The organism is Bradyrhizobium nanningense, assembly GCF_004114535.1.
GTDB lineage: Bacteria > Pseudomonadota > Alphaproteobacteria > Rhizobiales > Xanthobacteraceae > Bradyrhizobium > Bradyrhizobium nanningense.
In genome coordinates, this window is sequence record NZ_LBJC01000006.1 from 1 (window position 1) to 17,577 (window position 17,577).

The window sequence follows — 17,577 nt, forward strand, 5'->3', positions numbered from 1 at the left end:
GATCACCGACGGCTCGACGCTGAACGTCAACGGCAAGACCATCACGTTCAAGAACGGTGGTACGCCGGCTGCTGCGAACGTGGCGACCGGATCTGGCGTCACCGGCAACGTCGTCACCGATGGCAGCGGCAATTCGACCGTCTACCTGAACAAGGGTACCGTCGCCGACATCCTGACCGCGATCGATCTCGCCACTGGCGTGCAGACCGCGACCATCGCTTCGGGTGCTGCGACCCCGGCGACGGCCAGCGGCCAGACCGCGTCCTCGATCGTGGCCGGTGCTCTCCACATCTCGACCGGTGCGAACGCGGACCTGTCGATCACTGGCTCGGGCAATGCGTTGTCCTCGCTCGGGCTCACCGGTTCGACCGGCACCGGCACCGCCTTCACGGCGAGCCGCAGCGCGGCCTCCGGCAGCATCTCGGGCAAGACCTTGACGTTCGCTTCCTTCAACGGCGGCACGGCGGTCAATGTTACCTTCGGCGACGGCACCAACGGCACCGTCAAGACGCTCGATCAGCTCAACACCAGGCTTCAGGCGAACAATCTTGCTGCTACGATCGACGCCAATGGCCTGCTTACCATCTCCGCGACCAACGACTACGCCTCATCGACGATCGGTTCGGCCGTCGCTGGTGGCGCGATCGGCGGCACGATCACCGCGGCACTGACCTGGACGAACGCGACCACGCCGACAGTGGATGCTGTTGCCCAGGCGACCCGTTCCAACCTGGTCGCCCAGTACAACAATATCATGTCGCAGATTGACACGACTTCGGTCGACTCGTCCTTCAACGGCGTCAACCTGCTCAACGGCGACCAGCTCAAGCTCGTGTTCGACGAGACTGCGAAGTCGAGCCTGAGCATCACCGGCGTGACCTTCAACTCGAAGGGTCTGGGTCTTGCGGGGCTGTTGCAGGGAACAGACTTCATTGACAACGCTGCAACCAACAAGGTGCTGACCAGCCTGAACGCGGCCTCGAGCACGCTGCGGTCGGAAGCCTCCACGCTCGGTTCGAATCTCTCGGTTGTGCAGGTGCGTCAGGACTTCAACAAGAACCTGATCAACGTGCTGCAGACTGGTTCGTCCAACCTGACGCTGGCCGACACCAACGAGGAAGCGGCCAACAGCCAGGCGTTGTCGACCCGCCAGTCGATCGCGGTTTCCGCGCTGTCGCTGGCCAACACGTCGCAGCAGAGCGTGCTCCAGCTGCTCCGCTAATAAGCAACGGAAGTCACAATGGAAATACGGCGGCGGGGCTACGGCCCCGCCGCCTTTTTGCGTGTGCCGGGAACGTGCAGATCCCGCTTCCAGGCGGGGAAGGGACGCTAACCCGGCATTAACCCTATCCCTTAAACCGTCGTTAACCATACTTTAAAGGACAGCCTCTAAGACTGGACAAAAGCCCGCTTTCCAGATCGGCGAGCCCGATTCGTATCCGGTTCAAGAGGAAGACCGCCAATGTCCAACATCGTTCTCTCGGCGTCGGTTCGCCAGAACCTGTTGTCGCTGCAATCAACGGCCGACCTGCTCGCCACCACCCAATCCCGCCTCTCGACTGGAAAGAAGGTGAACACGGCGCTGGACAATCCGACCAATTTCTTCACCGCGCAGGGGTTGGACAACCGGGCCAGCGACATCAGCAACCTGCTCGACGGCATCAACAATGGTGTGCAGGTGCTGCAAGCGGCCAACACCGGCATCACTTCGCTGCAAAAGCTGATCGACAGCGCCAAGTCGATCGCCAACCAGGCTCTCCAGACCACGGTCGGGTACTCGACCAAGTCGAACATCTCGACCACGATTCCCGGCGCGACGCCGGCGGACCTGCGCGGCACCACGAGCTATACCTACGCAACGGCGACCGGCAATGTCGTCACTAACGGTACTGCTGGAGGTACGACTCCGATAACCAGTGCGACTACGCTCGGTGGTATTTCGCAGTCCCTTACCGGTAACGCCGCCCCCGATGGCGCTGGCACTGCTGCAAGCCTTGCCCCAACCCTCACTCTGCTCGGGACGCCCAGTGCCAGCACCATCGCCACAAATGGCGCGCCCACGGACGGCGATGTGCTCATCGTCGACGGCAAGACCATCACGTTCAGGGCCGGCTCTGCGCCTGCGGCGGCCAGTGTTCCCGCCGGCTCAGGCCGCAACAACAACGTCGTCACCGACGGCAATGGCAATTCGACCGTTTACCTCGGGACAAGCGCTGCTCCTGCTGCGACCGTCCAGGATGTGATGGACGCGATCGATCTCGCGAGCGGCGTGCAAAAGGCGGCGATCACCGGCGGCACCGCGACGTTGTCGCTCTCGTCGGGCGCTGTGGCCTCCATTGCCGCCGGTCAGCTCACCCTTACGACCGGCACGGGCGCCGACCTCAGTGTCACCGGCAAGGCTGACTTCCTCAAGGCGCTCGGTCTGACGACCGCGACCGGCTCCGGCAACGTCAATGTGACCAAGGCTCGTCTCACGAGCTCGACGACGTTGGGCACGCTGGTTCAGGACGGCTCGACACTTAACGTCGATGGCAAGACGGTCAGCTTCAAGAATGCGGCCGTCCCTGCTGCCGCTCCGACGGGGTCGACCAAGATCGGCAACATCGTGACGGACAATAACGGCAACTCCGTCGTCTATCTGCAGGGAGCGTCCGTTCAGGATTCGCTGAATGCGATCGACCTGGCCTCGGGCGCCGGCATCGTCAGCGGCGGCGCCGTAGCCGCCGCCAGCGGTTCATCCTTGTCCACTGTCGTCAACGGAGCTCTCAAGCTCAGCACCGGCACGGCGGCGGATCTGTCGATCACTGGAACGGGCAACGCGCTGTCCGCATTCGGCCTGACCGGTCCGACTGGCACGGGAACAGCCTTTACCGCGGGCCGTTCGCCAGGTCCGGGCAGCATTTCCGGCAAGACGCTGACCTTCACCTCCTTCAACGGCGGCACGCCAGTGAACGTCACCTTCGGCGACGGCACCAACGGCACGGTCAAGACGCTCGATCAGCTCAATAACCAGCTTCAGGCCAACCACCTGACCGCGACGATCGACGCTAACGGCGTGCTTACGATCACCACCGTCAACGAATACGCATCCTCGACCCTCGGCTCCGTCACCGCCGGCGGCGTCGTCGGCGGCACGATCACCGGCACGGTCGCCTTCACCACGGCGCAGCCACCGATCCAGGATCCCGTGGCGCAAACGGCGCGCTCCAATCTGGTCAACCAGTTTAACAACATCCTGGCGCAGATCGACACCACCTCGCAGGACGCTTCGTTCAACGGCGTCAACCTGCTCAATGGCGATACGCTCAAGCTCGTGTTCAACGAAACCGGCTCTTCCACGCTCAGCATCAATGGCGTGGTATTCAACGCGGCGGGCCTCGGCCTCAGCAACCTCGTCAACGGCGTCGACTTCATCGACAACGGCGCGACCAACAAGGTGCTCGCCAGCCTCAATGCCGCCTCGAGCACGCTGCGCTCGGAAGGCTCGGCGCTCGGCTCGAACCTCTCGATCGTGCAGGTGCGTCAGGACTTCTCCAAGAATCTGATCAACGTGCTGCAGACCGGCTCCTCCAACCTGACGCTCGCCGACACCAATGAGGAAGCGGCCAACAGCCAGGCGCTGTCGACCCGTCAGTCGATCGCGGTCTCCGCATTGTCGCTGGCCAACCAGTCGCAGCAGAGTGTGCTCCAGCTGCTCCGCTAATTCGAAAGCGCAGAATGGAATCTGGAGAAAGAACGGCGGGGCTAATGCTCCGTCGTTCTTTTGAGGGAGTTCGCTAAGACCGGATTAGCTGAGATCGGTGCACATGATGCGGTGCAAGTTTACAGCTTGCGTCTCGTGCATTTATCCTCGAGCTCATGAAGCACTCTGCGGCCCGTAATAATGCGGAGTGCTTCCAAGCGCACATGTAAGCAAATCTTAAGCGGTGCTGCCTAGGGTTGGGAAAGAAATCCTTAAGCGCGTACAACGCGCTAGGTAACCTCCAGGGTGTGATTGATGTCGAATTCCGCTGCCTCGGCTTATGCGCGTGTTGCAACGACCACCGCATCTCCTCGCGACATCGAGGCGCAGACCCTGCTCAAGGCCGCGAACAAGCTCCAGGATGCGGTGAACAACGCCGATCCGCTCAGCGAGCAGACCATGCAGGCCCTGATGTTCAACCGCAAGCTCTGGACCATCTTCTTGAGCGAAGCGATGCGCGACAACAACCCGCAGCCGATCGACGTCCGGCAGAAGATCGCCAACATCAGCGTGTTCGTGCTGAGCCAGACCGCCGCGCTCCAGATGAGCCCGCAATTCGATCACTTCCGTCCGCTGATCGAGATCAACCGCAATATCGCAGCGGGTCTGTCCGGACGGCCGTGACGGTCGCCGTCACAGCGGCGACATCCCAAGAACGGCAGGTGCCGATCATGACTCGTCGTTTTGCATCGGCAATGCGAATCTCACGCTGATCGGTGCTGGTTAGACGGGGAGCAAGACTTCGTCACCGATCCCAGGATCCCGATACATGATCGTCAGGCACTGACGTCCGTGCTGAGCGGACGCGAGGGCTCGGACTTCATATCCAATGCATGGAAATAGGCCCGCCGTCGCAGCATCGCCTCGTCGGGGAACTGGTTGACCACTGCGTCGGTCCTGTCGTTGACGACCTGGAAGACAAAGGATGCGGCCGCCTGGTCGAACACGACCTGGCGCGAGATGTTCTGGTGGTTCGACAGATCATTGCGCACGGGCGCGCTCGTATCCGCCGCGGCGACCGTCTGGCTCACCGGAAGATCAGTCTGCACAGCCTCGTTCGCCGCCGCATTGGACGTCGTTACGATCTGCACGGGAGCCGGGATCCCCACCGGCCTGATGCTGAAATCTGTACTCATGGCAGCCTCCTGGTTGCCTTGATTGAGTCAAATCCCAACCCCTCTAATAACGCAACCATGGAACACCAGGACTGAAGACCCGGTAAGGAAACGTGCCTAACCGCGCGACGAAATCGCCTCGCGGTTTTTCGTAAAATTGTCGGTTGTTCTCGTGCGCGCTCAGAGCGAGCGGCTGACCGCGAGCGGCGTGATGTGGCGCGGGCCTGGAGCTGCGCGGCGACCTGCGGCCGTATAGGTGTTCGGCACGTTGCGCTTCTGGATCTCGGCATTGACGCCGCGCACAACGCTTTCGGAAACGGCGTGCGCGGTCGCGAGCACGGTGAGATTGACCTGGAGCATCGCGCGGAATGCATCGTGGTGGCGGTGCAGCGTCGAGAGCAGCTCCGGGGCGGATTTCGCGAGCTGCGCCTGGCTCGCCTTCAACTGGCTGACGGCGCCGACATAGTTTCGCGACAGCTCCTGCTTCTTGCTCTTGAGCGTCATCGCCTCGCGGACCTTGCCGGCGCGAACGAGCTCGGTCTCGCGCTCGATCAGTCCGAGCAGGGCGCTCATCGTATCCATCAGGCCTTCGGCGAGCTTGCGCGCCTCGGCGCTGCCGGGCGCAGTGTTCGGGCGTTGGGCCTGCATCGGCTGACGTGAGGCGTTGAAGTGGTTCATGTCGTTTGACCTTATGCCGTGCGGATCGTTTTCGCCTGCTGCATGATGAGGGTGCGGTAGACTTCGGTGGCGACGCCGACCCCGCCGGCCTTGGCGAAGTTGTTGGAATATTGCTCGGTCAGCATCGAGCGCCACACGCCGGTGCCGGGCGTGTCGCCGAACGGGCCTTCGCCCTTCAGGCCCGAGGTCATCTGCGAGAACATGCTGTTGAGGAACATCGCCTCGAAGTCGGTGGCGGTCTTCTGCGCGTTGGCCCGCTGTTGCGGCGAGACCTTTTGCAGCGCGGCAGCGAGGTCGAAATCGGGCCGGCCGTTGCGGCTCTCGACCGAAAAGGCCGAGGAGTTGGCGACGCGCGGAGTGTTGATCGCGCTGGTCTGCATCACATCACCTCGATGTCGGCTTCGATCGCGCCGGCGGCCTTGATCGCCTGGAGGATACTGATCATGTCGCGCGGGCCGATGCCGAGGCCGTTGAGGCCGTCGACGAGCTGCTGGAGCGAGACGCCGTCCTTGACGAGGGCCAGCTTCTTGCCGTCCTCGGTGACGGTGACGGCGCTACGCGGCGCGACCACGGTGCGGCCGCGCGACAGCGGATTGGGCTGGCTGACCTGCGGGCTCTCGGAGATGGTGACGGTGAGGTTGCCCTGCGCCACCGCGACGGTGGCGACGCGGACGTCGCGGCCCATCACGATGATGCCGCTACGCTCGTCGATGACGATCTTGGCGGCGAGATCTGGGTCGACCTGCAGCTGCTCGATCTCAGTGAGGAATGCGACGACGTTGCCCTTGAACTCCGGCGGGATCGAGAGCTGCACCGTGGAGGGGTCGATCGGCTCGGCGGTCTTGACGCCGAGATAGTCGTTGACGGCGGCCGCGATGCGCTTGGCGGTGGTGAAGTCGGCGTTGCGCAGCGCCAGGCGCACGTTCGGCAGGCGATTGAGCGCGAATTCGATCTCGCGCTCGATGATGGCGCCGTTGGCGATCCGTCCCACGGTCGGAACGCCGCGCACGATCTTGGCCGCCTCGCCCTCGGCCTGGAAGCCGGAGATCGCGAGCGAGCCCTGCGCCACCGCGTAGACGTTGCCATCGGCACCTAACAGGGGGGTGACGAGGAGGGTGCCGCCCTGGAGATTCTTGGCGTCGCCGAGCGCGGAGACGGTGACGTCCATGCGCGTACCCTGCGTGGCAAAGGCCGGCAGATTGCCCGTCACCATCACGGCGGCGACGTTGCCGGTACGGATGGTGGCGCCGCGGATGTTGACGCCCATGCGCTCGAGCATCGCCTGCAGCGACTGCTTGGTGAAGGGGATGTTGTTAAGCGTGTCGCCGGTGCCGTTGAGGCCGACGACGAGGCCATAGCCGATGAGCTGGTTCTGTCGCACGCCTTCGATGTTGGCGAGATCCTTGATGCGCGAGGTCGCAGCCGCCGGTGCGACCGACAGCGCCAGCGCCGACAGCGCCGCGCAGGCCACCCCAACCATCCTCACCCAACGAACGCCTGGCATCTCTGCTCCCCGAGGCCACTTAGATCGGAAAACCTGCACGACACTCCCATGACGAGCTGGTCCGACGCTGTCCTTGCGAGGGCTGTGCCAACCCGGGGTGAGCGAGGTAGGTGGCTGAATAGGTTGAATAAATCTGTTTCGACCGGTGTCAGCCGGCGTTCGCCCTGAGGAGCGAAACTGCCGCCTGTCGGCAGATTTTGCCGGGCTGTTTACGCGCCGTTAACCATAAGACAGCGAAGGTGACGGCATCGATCACCCGGATTCCCTCCGATGCGCATCTACGGACCGAATGGCACCACGCTTGGAACGCCGGCCAGTCAGGCCACGCGGACCGGCTCCGGCACCTTCGTGCTGCCCGACACCTCGTCGGCGCAGGAGACCCGGAGCGCTGCCGCACCGAAGGCCGCCGCCAACATCGATGGGCTGCTTGCCCTGCAAGGTGTCGAGGAGGATCCGGTCGAGCGTCGCAAGCGCTCGGTCGCTCGCGGCAGGACTGCGCTCGACGTGCTCGACGATCTCAAGATGGGCCTGTTGTCCGGCAGCCTCGACACCGCGACCGTGATGCGGCTGCGGGATGCCGCCGCGAACCTGAAATCGTCCTCGGGCGATGCCGGTCTCGATGCGGTGCTGGCCGAGATCGAGCTGCGCGTCGAGGTCGAGCTGGCGAAGGCCGGTCAGGGTAATCATCCGCCCAACTACGCCGCTTCCTCCTTCTGCTGGGCGTCGTAGCGGCGCTGGGCGGCGAGAACGTCTTTCAGATTCTGCTCGGCCCAATCGCGCAGCGGATCGACCGCGCCGGCGAGCGTCAACCCGAGCTGCGTGATCGAATACTCCACCGTCACAGGGACGGTCGCGATAGCATGGCGCTTGAGCAGGCCGTCGCGTTCGAGCGATTTGAGAACCTGGCTCAGCATCTTCTGCGAAATGCCTTCGATCGTACGGCGCAACTGATTGAAACGCATCGGCTCCTCGCGCAGCAGCAGGAGGATCAGCACCGCCCATTTGTCGCCGACCCGATCGAGGATTTGGCGGGTGGGGCAGTTCGCTGCATAGACGTCGGGTTTCATCGTCGGTCCTCGCAATCCATGTTCGTCGCTCGTCGTACGAGGGGAGGTTACCCTCGCGTAATCAGGTAAGCACAAAGTGCTCTCTTAACACCAGCATTCTTTGCGATATCTAGTCTCCATTAGTTACCATAGGAGCAAAGGAGCCTTCCATGAAAATCGCACTCGCCGGCGCCTCGGGCCGGGCCGGATCGGAAATCACCAAGGAACTGTCGCGCCGCGGCCACGCGGTCACCGCCATCGCCCGGAACCCCGAGAAGATCGCGGCCCTGCCCAACGTCACGCCGACCAAGGGAGATGTGCTCGACCAGGCCGGCCTCGCCAAGCTGTGGGCCGGCCAGGACGTCGCCGTGAGTTCCGTGCACTTTCTGGCCAGCGACGCGCGCAAGCTGATTGGCGCGGCGAAGGACGCCAAGGTTGGTCGTTACCTCGTGGTCGGCGGTGCCGGCAGCCTTGAGGTCGCGCCGGGGGTGAAGCTGGTCACGACTCCCAATTTTCCAGCCCAGTACAAGGCGGAAGCCGAGGCAGGCTCGGCCTTCCTCGACCTGTTGCGGCAGGACAAGGAGCTGAACTGGACCTTCATTTCGCCGTCCGCGCTGTTCGTCGAGGGGGAACGCACGGGCAAGTTCCGGCTCGGGACCGATCAGCTTCTCGCAGATGCGAACGGCAAGAGCTGGATCACTTTCGCTGACTATGCCATTGCGCTCGCCGATGAGATCGAGCGCCCGGCCCATCTGAGGCAGCGCTTCACGGTCGGCTACTAGGCGCCTTCGGCCGCCCCCGGGCCCTCCAGGATAAACGTTCCTGTGCAAGGGCTTGGGGGTACCGGCCAGACTCTCAGGGAAATATTGTCTGTCACAGGAGGCCACTATATAAGGCCCGGTTCAACGGACCCTGTTTCCGTTGCGAGTCGTTGCTTAGACAGATAGGCCGCCCTTGGAAAAGTTGAAAAACTACCGACCGACCGACAAAGAGCCTTTCATGAACGACCGGCAGAAGGAGTACTTCCGTTTGAAGCTCCTCGCCTGGAAGGACGAAATCCTCAAAGAGTCCAAGCTGACGCTGCAAGCTTTGCAGGAGGAAAACGTCAACCACCCCGATCTCGCCGATCGGGCATCGTCCGAAACCGACCGCGCCATCGAACTCCGTGCCCGCGACCGCCAGCGCAAGTTGATCGCCAAGATCGACGCCGCGCTCCAGCGCATCGAGGACAACACCTACGGCTATTGCGAGGAAACCGGCGAGCCGATCTCGTTGAAGCGGCTCGAGGCCCGGCCCATCGCGACGCTCTCGGTGGAAGCGCAGGAGCGCCACGAGAAACGCGAGAAGGTCTATCGCGACGAATAGAGACGGAGCCGCAGAGATGCGGCTCTTTTGTTTTGTGGCGTGAGGTGCGCTGTTTCGCACCGCGCTTGGTTTTGCCTTGCGCTTGCAGCTGCGCATCATCGGCGTTGGGCGCGATCGCGAAAAGTGAATCGCGATCAAGGACCTAGACTCGATTCCTCCGAGCTCACGTGAGTTCGGATGAGAAACAGCCTTCACTTCAGGTGCGGGAGGTTTTGCGAGTCGCATCAACAGGATCGACTCGACTGTTGAGACGCCGATACAGCCGCATCAAGCATTGCTGTAATCATGCCTCGCGCGCTGCTTGTGAGGCCACAAGGCGCATCTCCATAAAGCCTGGACCAGCTCAACATTTCCTTAAGCGCGGGCGAGGGGCCGTAATCGGCCCGTCGCTCGCGCTTGTCAGGCCGGAGTGGGAATGCTGAAGTGCTGCCCTTGAATGCGTAGCGTGGGAGGCGGCGCCGATGGATAAGATTCTCGAAGCCGCTAAGGCGATCGCGCTGGCGCGCCGCAACCATGCGCCGCTCGCGGCGCTGGAACGTCCGCCCATGGATGAGGCCGAGGGCTATCAGGTCCAGCGCGCGCTGCACGATCTGCTGCTGGCGCATGCCGGGCCGCTGGTCGGTTACAAGATCGGCTGCACCAGCCAGGTGATGCAGGACTATATCGGCATCCCGCACCCCTGCGGCGGCGGCGTGTTCCAGAAGGGCGTTCATGACAGTGGCGCCAAGCTCGCCGCCTCCAACTATGTCCGGGTCGGCGTCGAATGCGAGATCGCGGTGCGCCTGAAGCGGGACCTTGCCGCCGGCGAGGCGCCATTCACGGCCGAATGGGTCGGCGAGGCGGTCGAAGCCTATCATCCCGCCATCGAGATCGTCGACGACCGCTACGTGAAGTGGGAGACGATGGGTGCCCCGACGCTGATCGCCGACGATTTCTTCGCCGCTGGCTGCGTGCTGGGCCCGTCGGTTCCGCGTTCGTCGGTGCCGGACCTTAAGGCGGTCAAGGGCCGGGCCATCCTCAACGGCGAGGAGGTCAGCCACGGCACCAGCGCCGACGTGCTCGGCCACCCCCACAACGCGCTCGCCTGGCTCGCCAATCATCTCGCCGCCGAAGGCAAGGGGCTGCACGCGGGGCAACTCGTGCTCACCGGCAGCCTGGTCAAGACGCTGTGGCTGAAGGCCGGCGACAGGGTGCGGATGGAGCTGGAGGGCCTGGGGGCGGTGGAGGCGGACTTTACGTGAGGAGCGCAAGGATCCGTCCGCGGTCATTGCGAGCGTAGCGAAGCAATCCAGAATCTCTCCGCGGCGGCAGCCTGGATTGCTTCGTCGCAGGAGCTCCTCGCAATGACGCAGTGTGAGGAGGCGGTGTCACTTCTTCCTTGAGACCCCCATTCGCGGACACACCTTTGCATTCTCGCGGCTGTTTCGCCCGAGCTTTGCTGTGTTCTCTTGCCCTCCTGAAGATCAAGAAGGCGCAGGGAAGGCCGGGTCCCGCGTGTGCTCAAGAAGCGCGCACGGGGTGGACGACAGGTGATGCCGGTCGCCCGGCCTTCCCTGCGCGATGGTTTTCACGGTGTCCTTCGTGCTCTCCTCGGGGAGCGATGCACTATTGCCCCCCGTCGCCTTGCGGGAATGCTGATGCGCGCACCGGTTGGCCGCCACATCACCGCAAGACTTGACGCACAGACCCCGGGCGTCGGGACCACACGACTTCTCCGTCCGCGCACGTCCTCGCTGGGTTCTCCACGGCTGGCGTGCGCTCACCGTCGAGACCATTCGAAGACGCTGTCAGCGCCGTGTCGTATCGCGCCTGTCGCTGCTCACTGGTTTCCCCGCCCTGCAACCTGCCATGCACGCCGACGCCGTCGCGGCCACCGCATCCCATCCCGCGTTCGTGACGATCGCGATACGCCCTCTTGTGAGATAGAACAAAGCGGGAACATAATGAGGTGGCCCGAGCCTGTCAACAAGAATTTCTAAAATCCGAAAATACATGCGGCCTCCGGCAGGGGAGCTACCGGAGGCCGCGTCGTACATCGTCGTTCGCGCCTAGGTTCGCGAACACGATGTGGGAGCTCTTGAAGAGGCTTAGAAGGGTAGCAGCACGTCCATGACCTGCTGGCCGTAGCGCGGTTGCTGCACGTCCATGATCTGGCCGCGGCCGCCATAGGCGATGCGGGCCTGGGCGATTTTGGTGGAGTCGATGGTGTTGTCGCTCTGGATGTCCTCAGGGCGCACGATGCCGGCCACGATCAACTCGCGGATCTCGTAGTTGACGCGGATCTCCTGCTTGCCTTCGACGACCAGGTTGCCGTTCGGCAGCACTTGGGTGACTACGGCGGCGACGTTGGTTTGCAACGCTTCCTTGCGGTCGACGCTGCCCTTGCCCTCGCTTGAAGAGGTCGAGTCGGCGGTCAGGATGCGGCCGGGCAGGATCTTGTTGGCCTGGGTGATGGTCTTGGCGCCGATGAAGTCGGTGATTCCCGAATCTTCCTTGTTGGTGCGGCTGCGCGAGGTGTCGTTCTCGATGTTGGCCTTGTCCGTGATGTTGACGGTCACGGTCAGGAGGTCGCCGACCTGGCGGGCGCGCTGGTCCTTGAAGAAGGCACGGCTGCCGTTGCGCCACAGCGAGTTCGGATTGTAGGAGGCAACTTCCGGCTTCGGCATCGGCATCTGCACCGGCTTGTAGCCGGGCTGCGTCGTCGGATTGTCGATTGCCGACAGCTTCGGCTGCTCGCCGATCTGCGATAGGCGGTCGATCGAGGAGCAGCCGCCCAGCGCGCAGGAGGTCAGCAGCAGGGCAGAGATCGCGATGCGACGAAGGCGGAAAGCCGAACTGAACGTGGACATGACTTACTCTGACTTGGCTTGAGCTTGCGAGACGCGAGCTTGAGGGATCTGGGCTTCTGCGATCTGGGCCGGCGACGCGGGGACCTGCACCAGGTTCCGGAGGAGAGCTGCGGTGTCGACGGGGGCCGGCGCTTCATCGCGCTTGAGCGAGGAGGTCTGCTCGACCGCGGGGACCATCGGTGCGGACTGGCTCGCGCCCTGGATCGTCACCTGGCCGCGGCCGGTGACGACGCCGGTCAGGGTGCGCTTGGATTGCAGATTGAGCACGCTGACGGTGTCGCCCTCGGCGCCGCTCTCGATCGCCTTGCCGCGCGTGGTGAGGTAGAGGCCGGGCGCCTGGAAGATAACGGTCACGGCCTGATCGCGCACCACGAAGTCGGGCTTGACGATGTCGGCGGCACGGAGCGGCGTGCCTGCTCGCATCGCCCGGCGCAGCTGCATGCCGACGCTGCGCTCGCGCGAGGCCGGCTCGCCGGTGACCTCGGCCTTCGGCCGGCGTTCCAGCGCGACGTCGGAGGACTTCAGCGTATCGGCACGGTCGATGTCGCGCGTCAGCACGGCCACTTCCACCATCTCGATCGCGGTGCCGGAGAAGCGCAGCTTGGTCGGGGTCGGATTGTTGTCGTTGGCGATCTCGAAAGCGAGATCGAAACGGCCGCTGCGGGCATCGTAGCGGGTCGCCACCGGCTGCATCGCACCGCTGTTGGAGGCATCGAGGCGCATCTCGGTGACTCCGCGGTCGAAGGTGACGGCGATGTTGGCGGCGTCGCCGAGGCCGAAGCGGCGCTCGAGCGCCGAGGCGACGGCGTTTTCCAGATCCTTGCTCGCCAGCGTGCGGGCGAGGCGGGTGACCTGGACCTCCTTGATGTCGCCGGTCATCACGCCGATCACCTGCTTGGCGCGGAGCACTGACAGCACCTGCGCGACCGGCAGCGCGCCGGTGGTGCCGAGATCGGGCGAGCGGTAGACCGGGATCAGCGCGGCCGATCCGGCGTTGTCGATGAGATCGCCGACCCGCACCACGTCCGAGGTCACGGTGACGCTCGCGCGCAGCGTCGGCGCAGCGATGAAATCGTCCGCGGCCGCGGCCGGCAGGGCCAGCGCGAGCAGGGCGGAGATCGTGGCGAGGGCGGTGCGGATCATCGTCATTGCCTCAGCGGAACAGCGCCGTGGTCGATTGCATCATCTGGTCGGCGGCGCTGATCACCTTGGCGTTCATCTCGTAGGCGCGCTGGGCGGCGATCAGGTCGCTCATCTCCGAGACGACGTCGACATTGGCCTGCTCGAGGCTGCCTTGCGTGATCTTGCCGTAGCCCTCGCCGTTCGCGGTGCCGTCCTGGGGCGGGCCGGACGAGGGGGTCTCGGTGAACTGGTTGCTGCCGACCGGCTGCAGGCCGGCCTTGTTGATGAAGCGCGTTACGCCGATCTGGCCGACGATCGAGGAGGTCGAGGAGCCCGGCAGCGTCACCGAGACCTGACCCTGCTCGCTCACCGTGATGCCGGAGGCGTTGTTCGGGATCGTGATCGTCGGCTGCACTGGATTGCCCTGGGCGGTGACGACGCGGCCCTGATTGTCCATCTGGAAGGTGCCGTCGCGGGTGTATTGGTAGGTGCCGTCGGGCATCAGGATCTTGAAGAAGCCTTCGCCGGAGATCGCGAGGTCGAGGTCGTTGCCGGTCTGCGACAGGGTACCCTGCGTCATGCTGCGCGGCGTGCCGACGGTCTTGACGCCGCCGCCGATATCGACGCCGACGGGCAGGATGGTGCCCTGGTCCGAGGCCTGCGCGCCGACGCGGCGCACATGCTCGTAGATCAGGTCCTGGAACGCCGCGGTCTGCTTCTTGAAGCCGGTGGTGCGCAGGTTGGCGATGTTGTTGGAGATCACCTGAACGTTGAGTTCCTGTGCCGCCATTCCGGTCGCTGCGGTGTGAAGTGCCTGCATCTCAGTTCTCCCTCAATCAGGCCGGAACGTCGGCGAGCTTCTCGATCGCCGATTTGTGGAGGTCGCTCTGCTGCTGGAGCAGGTTGGCGATGGCGGTGTAGCTGCGCATGACCTCGACCATGCGGGTCATCTCGCCGACCGAATTCACGTTCGACTTCTCGATGTAACCCTGCTCCACGGTGGACTTGGTGGCGGGCTGCTGGGTCGCGGAGCCGGTGTCATAGAGATTGGCGCCGAGCTTGGTCAGCTTGGCCGGATCGTCGAACGACACCATGCGGATCTTGCCGCGGATCGAATCGGTCTTGGCGGTGCCCTCGAGCACCGTGATGGTGCCGTCGGGGGCGATGTTGATGTCGTGGTCGGTCGGCTGGAAGGTGATCGGGCCGCCGGTGCCGAGCACGAGGTTGCCGTCGGAGTTGACGAGCTGGCCGGTAGAGTTGAGCGAGAACTTGCCGTCGCGGGTGTAGCGCTCGCCGCCATTGACCTGCACCGCGAAATAGGCGTCGCCGCTGATCGCCATGTCGAGCGGGTTCTTGGTCATCTCCATCGGCCCCGGGCCGACGTCGCGGAAGGTGCCGCGGTCCTGCACATAGGAGACACGGCGGTCGGCGCCGACGAAATTGTCCTCACGCGCGTTCGAGTTGAGAAACTCCTCGAACAGCGAATGATCGGCCTTGAAGCCGTTGGTGTTGGCATTGGCGACGTTGTTGGCGATGACATCCATCTGCCGTTCCAACGTCATCTGCCGTGACAAGCCGATCAGAAGCGCGTTCTGCATCGGAAATCTCCCCTGAGTGAGATCTGCCATTTCGCTCTCCCAAGCGCCTTGGCGGACCCCGTGAACGAGGCCATCGGGTTCTCCCAAACCGTTCGGTCTCGGCCGTCTCTGAGCGAAAGCCGTGCCAACCTGGAAAAGTTCGCAATTTCAAGGTCTTGCCGAATTTCGAGGGGCGCAGGAGGGCGGCAGAAAGGTTCTGTTAGCCATGTCTGCCCGGCAGATTTTTCCTAGCGGAAGCCCGATCGAAAGATTCCGTTAACCATTATTACCGTAGCGTTTGCCGTGAAGAGGAGCGCGTTGCGCCGGGGCATTTGTATCGCGTCACTGTCTTGAGGCTTCGCTCTTTCGACCCCTTTGAGAGATCCGGGCGCGGCGACCATGGCAGAGAATGAAGCGGAAGGCGGCGTAGCCGCCGAGGGCGCGGAAGCCGCTCCGCCCAAGAACAAGCTGAAGCTCATCATCATGGCCGTCGGCCTGCTCGCCGTCCTCGGCGGCGGCGCTGCGACCTGGTTCTTCTTCTTCCGTCACGGTGACGAGGAGCATCATGCCGAGGTCGCCCCACCGCCGAAGCCGCCGGCCTTCGTCGACGTCCCCGACATGATGGTCAACCTCGCCGGCGCGCCGGGCGAGCGCGTGCAATATCTGCGGCTGAAGATCGTGCTGGAGCTGAAGGAAGAGAAGCAGATCGAGGCGATCAAGCCGACGATGCCGCGCGTCACCGACATCTTCCAGACCTATGTGCGCGAGCTGCGCCCCTCCGACCTCAACGGCTCCGCCGGCATCTTCCGCCTCAAGGAGGAATTGACCAAGCGCGTCAACGCAGCGGTCGCCCCGGTCCAGGTCAGCGCGGTGCTGTTCAAGGAAGTCGTGGTCCAGTGATGGCGCTGCGGGAGGCAACGGGCTAGCGTCATGGCCGGCAACGAGCAAATGGACCAGGATGCGATTGCCGCCCAATGGGAGGCGTCGCTCGATTCCGAGGATCCCGCGGAGGCCGCAAAGGCTGCCGCCGAAAACGAGCTGTCGGAGACCATGGCCCTGCAATGGGCGGCCATGGTCGAGGACGGCAGCCGCGATCTCGGAAGCGGCAAGAACTCCGGCGAGCGGGTGCTGTCGCAGGAGGAGATCGACAATCTCCTCGGCTTCACCGTCGGCGACGTCACGCTCGACGATCATTCCGGCATTCGCGCCATCATCGATTCGGCGATGGTCTCCTACGAGCGTCTGCCGATGCTCGAGATCGTCTTCGACCGCCTGGTGCGGCTGATGACGACGTCCTTGCGCAATTTCACCTCCGACAACGTCGAAGTCTCGCTCGACCGCATCACCTCGGTGCGTTTCGGCGACTACATGAACTCGATCCCGCTGCCCGCCGTCCTCACCGTCTTCAAGGCCGAAGAGTGGGAAAACTTCGGCATGGCGACGGTCGATTCCAACCTGATCTATTCGATGATCGACGTGCTGCTCGGCGGCCGCCGCGGCACCAGCCAGCTCCGCATCGAGGGCCGGCCCTACACCACGATCGAGACCGAGCTGGTCAAGCGGCTGGTCGAGGTGGTGCTGGCCGACGCCGAGCAGGCGTTCCGGCCGCTGTCGCCGGTGACCTTCACGATCGACCGGCTCGAGACCAACCCGCGTTTCGCCGCGATCAGCCGTCCCGCCAATGCCGCGATCCTGGTGCGCCTGCGCATCGACATGGAAGACCGCGGCGGCAATATCGAACTCCTGCTGCCTTATGCGACCATCGAGCCGATCCGGGGCGTCCTGCTCCAGATGTTCATGGGCGAAAAATTCGGCCGCGACCCGGTCTGGGAAGGCCATTTCGCCACCGAGATCGTGCAGGCCGAGATCGCCGTCGATGCCGTGCTCTACGAGGCCGACATCCCGCTCAAGCAGCTGATGCGGCTCAAGGTCGGCGATACGCTGCCGCTGGACATGCGCGCCGACGCCAACGTCACCGTGCGCTGCGGCGACGTCACGCTGACCGAAGGGCGGATGGGCCGGGTCGGCGACCGCGTCGCGATCCGCGTGACGAAACCCCTGCGCAAGCCAAGTACGACACTTGCGATGTTCGAGAAGGTGGACGAGCAGAACAAGATGATGGAGGCCCCATGAACCACTCCCTGGGAATGGCGATCGAGACGCTGGTGGCTATCCTGCTGATGCTGACGATCGTCTACTGCGTCATGCTCAACAAGCGGCTGACGCGGCTGAAGGCGGACGAACATTCGCTGAAGGCGGTGATCGGCGAGCTGATCACAGCGACCGAGATCGCCGAGCGCGCGATCGGGGGGCTGAAGCTCGCCGTGCGCGACGTCAACGAGAACCTCGGCAGCCAGCTCGCCGCAGCGACACAGATGTCGGACCAGCTCTACAAGCAGCTCGGCGAAGCCGACAACGTGGTGCGGCGCCTGTCCAAGATCGCGATCGCCGCGCGCCCCGTCACCACCTCGGAACCGGTTGCCGCGCCCGCGGCCAAGCCCTCGACCGCGAAGGCTGTGGCAGCTGCGGCCGAAGCCTTCTCCGAACGCCGACGATCCAACGGTCTTGCCGCATGAAGT

The 17,577-nt window shown here is 64.0% G+C and carries 19 protein-coding genes; 10 read left to right on the forward strand and 9 right to left on the reverse strand.

Translation table 11 applies throughout. From position 1 onward, the window contains the following. The 3 genes from XH84_RS03830 to flaF all read left to right on the forward strand — a co-directional run. Positions 1-1,222: DUF1522 domain-containing protein (locus XH84_RS03830; RefSeq protein WP_128948010.1), on the forward strand; the 1,222-nt coding region annotated here is incomplete at its 5' end. Between the two features lie 240 nt (positions 1,223-1,462). Next, the gene (locus tag XH84_RS03835) at positions 1,463-3,703 is read left to right on the forward strand and encodes a DUF1522 domain-containing protein (protein WP_128917932.1); all 2,241 of its coding nucleotides are present in this window, start codon (positions 1,463-1,465) and stop codon (positions 3,701-3,703) included. Positions 3,704-3,997: 294 nt separating this feature from the next. Then, positions 3,998-4,366, forward strand: a complete 369-nt coding sequence (gene flaF / locus XH84_RS03840; protein WP_008554779.1) for a flagellar biosynthesis regulator FlaF — start codon at positions 3,998-4,000, stop codon at positions 4,364-4,366. Positions 4,367-4,518: 152 nt separating this feature from the next. Here the strand turns inward: flaF and XH84_RS03845 are convergent, their stop codons facing one another. The 4 genes from XH84_RS03845 to XH84_RS03860 form a co-directional block, all read right to left on the reverse strand. Then, positions 4,519-4,878, reverse strand: a complete 360-nt coding sequence (locus XH84_RS03845; RefSeq protein WP_128917933.1) for a hypothetical protein — start codon at positions 4,876-4,878, stop codon at positions 4,519-4,521. A 159-nt stretch (positions 4,879-5,037) separates the two neighbouring features. Continuing rightward, complete coding sequence (locus XH84_RS03850; protein ID WP_128917934.1) at positions 5,038-5,535, reverse strand: hypothetical protein; 498 nt, start codon at positions 5,533-5,535, stop codon at positions 5,038-5,040. An 11-nt stretch (positions 5,536-5,546) separates the two neighbouring features. Then, a complete protein-coding gene (gene flgJ / locus XH84_RS03855) occupies positions 5,547-5,915 on the reverse strand; it encodes a flagellar assembly peptidoglycan hydrolase FlgJ (protein ID WP_164936061.1) in 369 nt (122 codons plus the stop codon). Next, entirely contained in the window at positions 5,915-7,039 is a 1,125-nt protein-coding gene (locus tag XH84_RS03860) for a flagellar basal body P-ring protein FlgI (protein WP_128917936.1), read from the reverse strand. Before XH84_RS03860 ends, flgJ begins: the two co-directional genes overlap by 1 nt. A 270-nt stretch (positions 7,040-7,309) precedes the next feature. Between XH84_RS03860 and XH84_RS03865 the strand changes: the two genes are divergently transcribed. Then, on the forward strand, positions 7,310-7,768 hold the full coding sequence (locus XH84_RS03865) for a flagellar assembly protein FliX (RefSeq protein WP_128917937.1): 459 nt from the start codon (positions 7,310-7,312) through the stop codon (positions 7,766-7,768). On the opposite strand, the gene XH84_RS03870 is transcribed toward XH84_RS03865, so the two are convergent. Beyond that, on the reverse strand, positions 7,735-8,106 hold the full coding sequence (locus XH84_RS03870; protein ID WP_128917938.1) for a winged helix-turn-helix transcriptional regulator: 372 nt from the start codon (positions 8,104-8,106) through the stop codon (positions 7,735-7,737). The genes XH84_RS03865 and XH84_RS03870 overlap by 34 nt on opposite strands. Before the next feature lie 149 nt (positions 8,107-8,255). Here XH84_RS03870 and XH84_RS03875 point away from each other — a divergent pair, with 149 nt between their 5' ends. The 3 genes from XH84_RS03875 to XH84_RS03885 all read left to right on the forward strand — a co-directional run bounded on the left by XH84_RS03875 (position 8,256) and on the right by XH84_RS03885 (position 10,691). Beyond that, the gene (locus tag XH84_RS03875; RefSeq protein WP_128917939.1) at positions 8,256-8,867 is read left to right on the forward strand and encodes an NAD(P)-dependent oxidoreductase; all 612 of its coding nucleotides are present in this window, start codon (positions 8,256-8,258) and stop codon (positions 8,865-8,867) included. Positions 8,868-9,084: 217 nt separating this feature from the next. Then, positions 9,085-9,450 (forward strand): RNA polymerase-binding protein DksA, encoded by a 366-nt coding sequence (gene dksA / locus XH84_RS03880; protein ID WP_085966600.1) that lies wholly within the window; start codon positions 9,085-9,087, stop codon positions 9,448-9,450. A gap of 461 nt (positions 9,451-9,911) precedes the next feature. Further along, complete coding sequence (locus tag XH84_RS03885; protein ID WP_128917940.1) at positions 9,912-10,691, forward strand: 2-keto-4-pentenoate hydratase; 780 nt, start codon at positions 9,912-9,914, stop codon at positions 10,689-10,691. Between the two features lie 846 nt (positions 10,692-11,537). Here XH84_RS03885 and flgH read toward each other — a convergent pair. Genes flgH through flgF form a run of 4 tightly spaced genes read right to left on the reverse strand, consistent with a single transcriptional unit; the run spans position 11,538 to position 15,019 of the window. Then, the gene (gene flgH, locus XH84_RS03895) at positions 11,538-12,299 is read right to left on the reverse strand and encodes a flagellar basal body L-ring protein FlgH (RefSeq protein ID WP_128917941.1); all 762 of its coding nucleotides are present in this window, start codon (positions 12,297-12,299) and stop codon (positions 11,538-11,540) included. A 3-nt stretch (positions 12,300-12,302) separates the two neighbouring features. Next, positions 12,303-13,442 (reverse strand): flagellar basal body P-ring formation chaperone FlgA, encoded by a 1,140-nt coding sequence (flgA, locus tag XH84_RS03900; RefSeq protein WP_164936062.1) that lies wholly within the window; start codon positions 13,440-13,442, stop codon positions 12,303-12,305. A gap of 10 nt (positions 13,443-13,452) precedes the next feature. Next, positions 13,453-14,241: a flagellar basal-body rod protein FlgG gene (flgG, locus tag XH84_RS03905; RefSeq protein WP_128917943.1), complete on the reverse strand. Its 789-nt coding sequence runs from the start codon at positions 14,239-14,241 to the stop codon at positions 13,453-13,455. Between the two features lie 16 nt (positions 14,242-14,257). Next, complete coding sequence (gene flgF, locus XH84_RS03910; RefSeq protein WP_128917952.1) at positions 14,258-15,019, reverse strand: flagellar basal-body rod protein FlgF; 762 nt, start codon at positions 15,017-15,019, stop codon at positions 14,258-14,260. A 378-nt stretch (positions 15,020-15,397) separates the two neighbouring features. Between flgF and fliL the strand changes: the two genes are divergently transcribed. Genes fliL through XH84_RS03925 form a run of 3 tightly spaced genes read left to right on the forward strand, consistent with a single transcriptional unit; the run spans position 15,398 to position 17,574 of the window. Next, positions 15,398-15,898 carry a flagellar basal body-associated protein FliL gene (gene fliL / locus XH84_RS03915; protein WP_128917944.1) on the forward strand — a complete coding sequence of 167 codons (501 nt, stop codon included), beginning with the start codon at positions 15,398-15,400 and terminating at the stop codon, positions 15,896-15,898. Between the two features lie 30 nt (positions 15,899-15,928). After that, a complete protein-coding gene (fliM, locus tag XH84_RS03920) occupies positions 15,929-17,131 on the forward strand; it encodes a flagellar motor switch protein FliM (protein WP_018321852.1) in 1,203 nt (400 codons plus the stop codon). Beyond that, positions 17,128-17,574: a DUF6468 domain-containing protein gene (locus XH84_RS03925; RefSeq protein ID WP_128917945.1), complete on the forward strand. Its 447-nt coding sequence runs from the start codon at positions 17,128-17,130 to the stop codon at positions 17,572-17,574. The genes fliM and XH84_RS03925 overlap by 4 nt, the downstream gene beginning before the upstream one ends. Positions 17,575-17,577: the final 3 nt, after the last annotated feature.

Coding starts and splice junctions, on each gene's coding strand:
- XH84_RS03885 (WP_128917940.1), top strand. CDS start 9,912: ATGGATAAGATTCTCGAAGCCGCTAAGGCGATCGCGCTGGCGCGCCGC.
- fliM (WP_018321852.1), top strand. CDS start 15,929: ATGGCCGGCAACGAGCAAATGGACCAGGATGCGATTGCCGCCCAATGG.
- flgH (WP_128917941.1), bottom strand. CDS start 12,299: ATGTCCACGTTCAGTTCGGCTTTCCGCCTTCGTCGCATCGCGATCTCT.
- XH84_RS03925 (WP_128917945.1), top strand. CDS start 17,128: ATGAACCACTCCCTGGGAATGGCGATCGAGACGCTGGTGGCTATCCTG.
- flgF (WP_128917952.1), bottom strand. CDS start 15,019: ATGCAGAACGCGCTTCTGATCGGCTTGTCACGGCAGATGACGTTGGAA.
- XH84_RS03870 (WP_128917938.1), bottom strand. CDS start 8,106: ATGAAACCCGACGTCTATGCAGCGAACTGCCCCACCCGCCAAATCCTC.
- flgA (WP_164936062.1), bottom strand. CDS start 13,442: ATGATCCGCACCGCCCTCGCCACGATCTCCGCCCTGCTCGCGCTGGCC.
- dksA (WP_085966600.1), top strand. CDS start 9,085: ATGAACGACCGGCAGAAGGAGTACTTCCGTTTGAAGCTCCTCGCCTGG.
- flgJ (WP_164936061.1), bottom strand. CDS start 5,915: ATGCAGACCAGCGCGATCAACACTCCGCGCGTCGCCAACTCCTCGGCC.
- XH84_RS03875 (WP_128917939.1), top strand. CDS start 8,256: ATGAAAATCGCACTCGCCGGCGCCTCGGGCCGGGCCGGATCGGAAATC.
- fliL (WP_128917944.1), top strand. CDS start 15,398: ATGGCAGAGAATGAAGCGGAAGGCGGCGTAGCCGCCGAGGGCGCGGAA.
- XH84_RS03850 (WP_128917934.1), bottom strand. CDS start 5,535: ATGAACCACTTCAACGCCTCACGTCAGCCGATGCAGGCCCAACGCCCG.
- XH84_RS03865 (WP_128917937.1), top strand. CDS start 7,310: ATGCGCATCTACGGACCGAATGGCACCACGCTTGGAACGCCGGCCAGT.
- flgG (WP_128917943.1), bottom strand. CDS start 14,241: ATGCAGGCACTTCACACCGCAGCGACCGGAATGGCGGCACAGGAACTC.
- XH84_RS03835 (WP_128917932.1), top strand. CDS start 1,463: ATGTCCAACATCGTTCTCTCGGCGTCGGTTCGCCAGAACCTGTTGTCG.
- flaF (WP_008554779.1), top strand. CDS start 3,998: ATGTCGAATTCCGCTGCCTCGGCTTATGCGCGTGTTGCAACGACCACC.
- XH84_RS03860 (WP_128917936.1), bottom strand. CDS start 7,039: ATGCCAGGCGTTCGTTGGGTGAGGATGGTTGGGGTGGCCTGCGCGGCG.
- XH84_RS03845 (WP_128917933.1), bottom strand. CDS start 4,878: ATGAGTACAGATTTCAGCATCAGGCCGGTGGGGATCCCGGCTCCCGTG.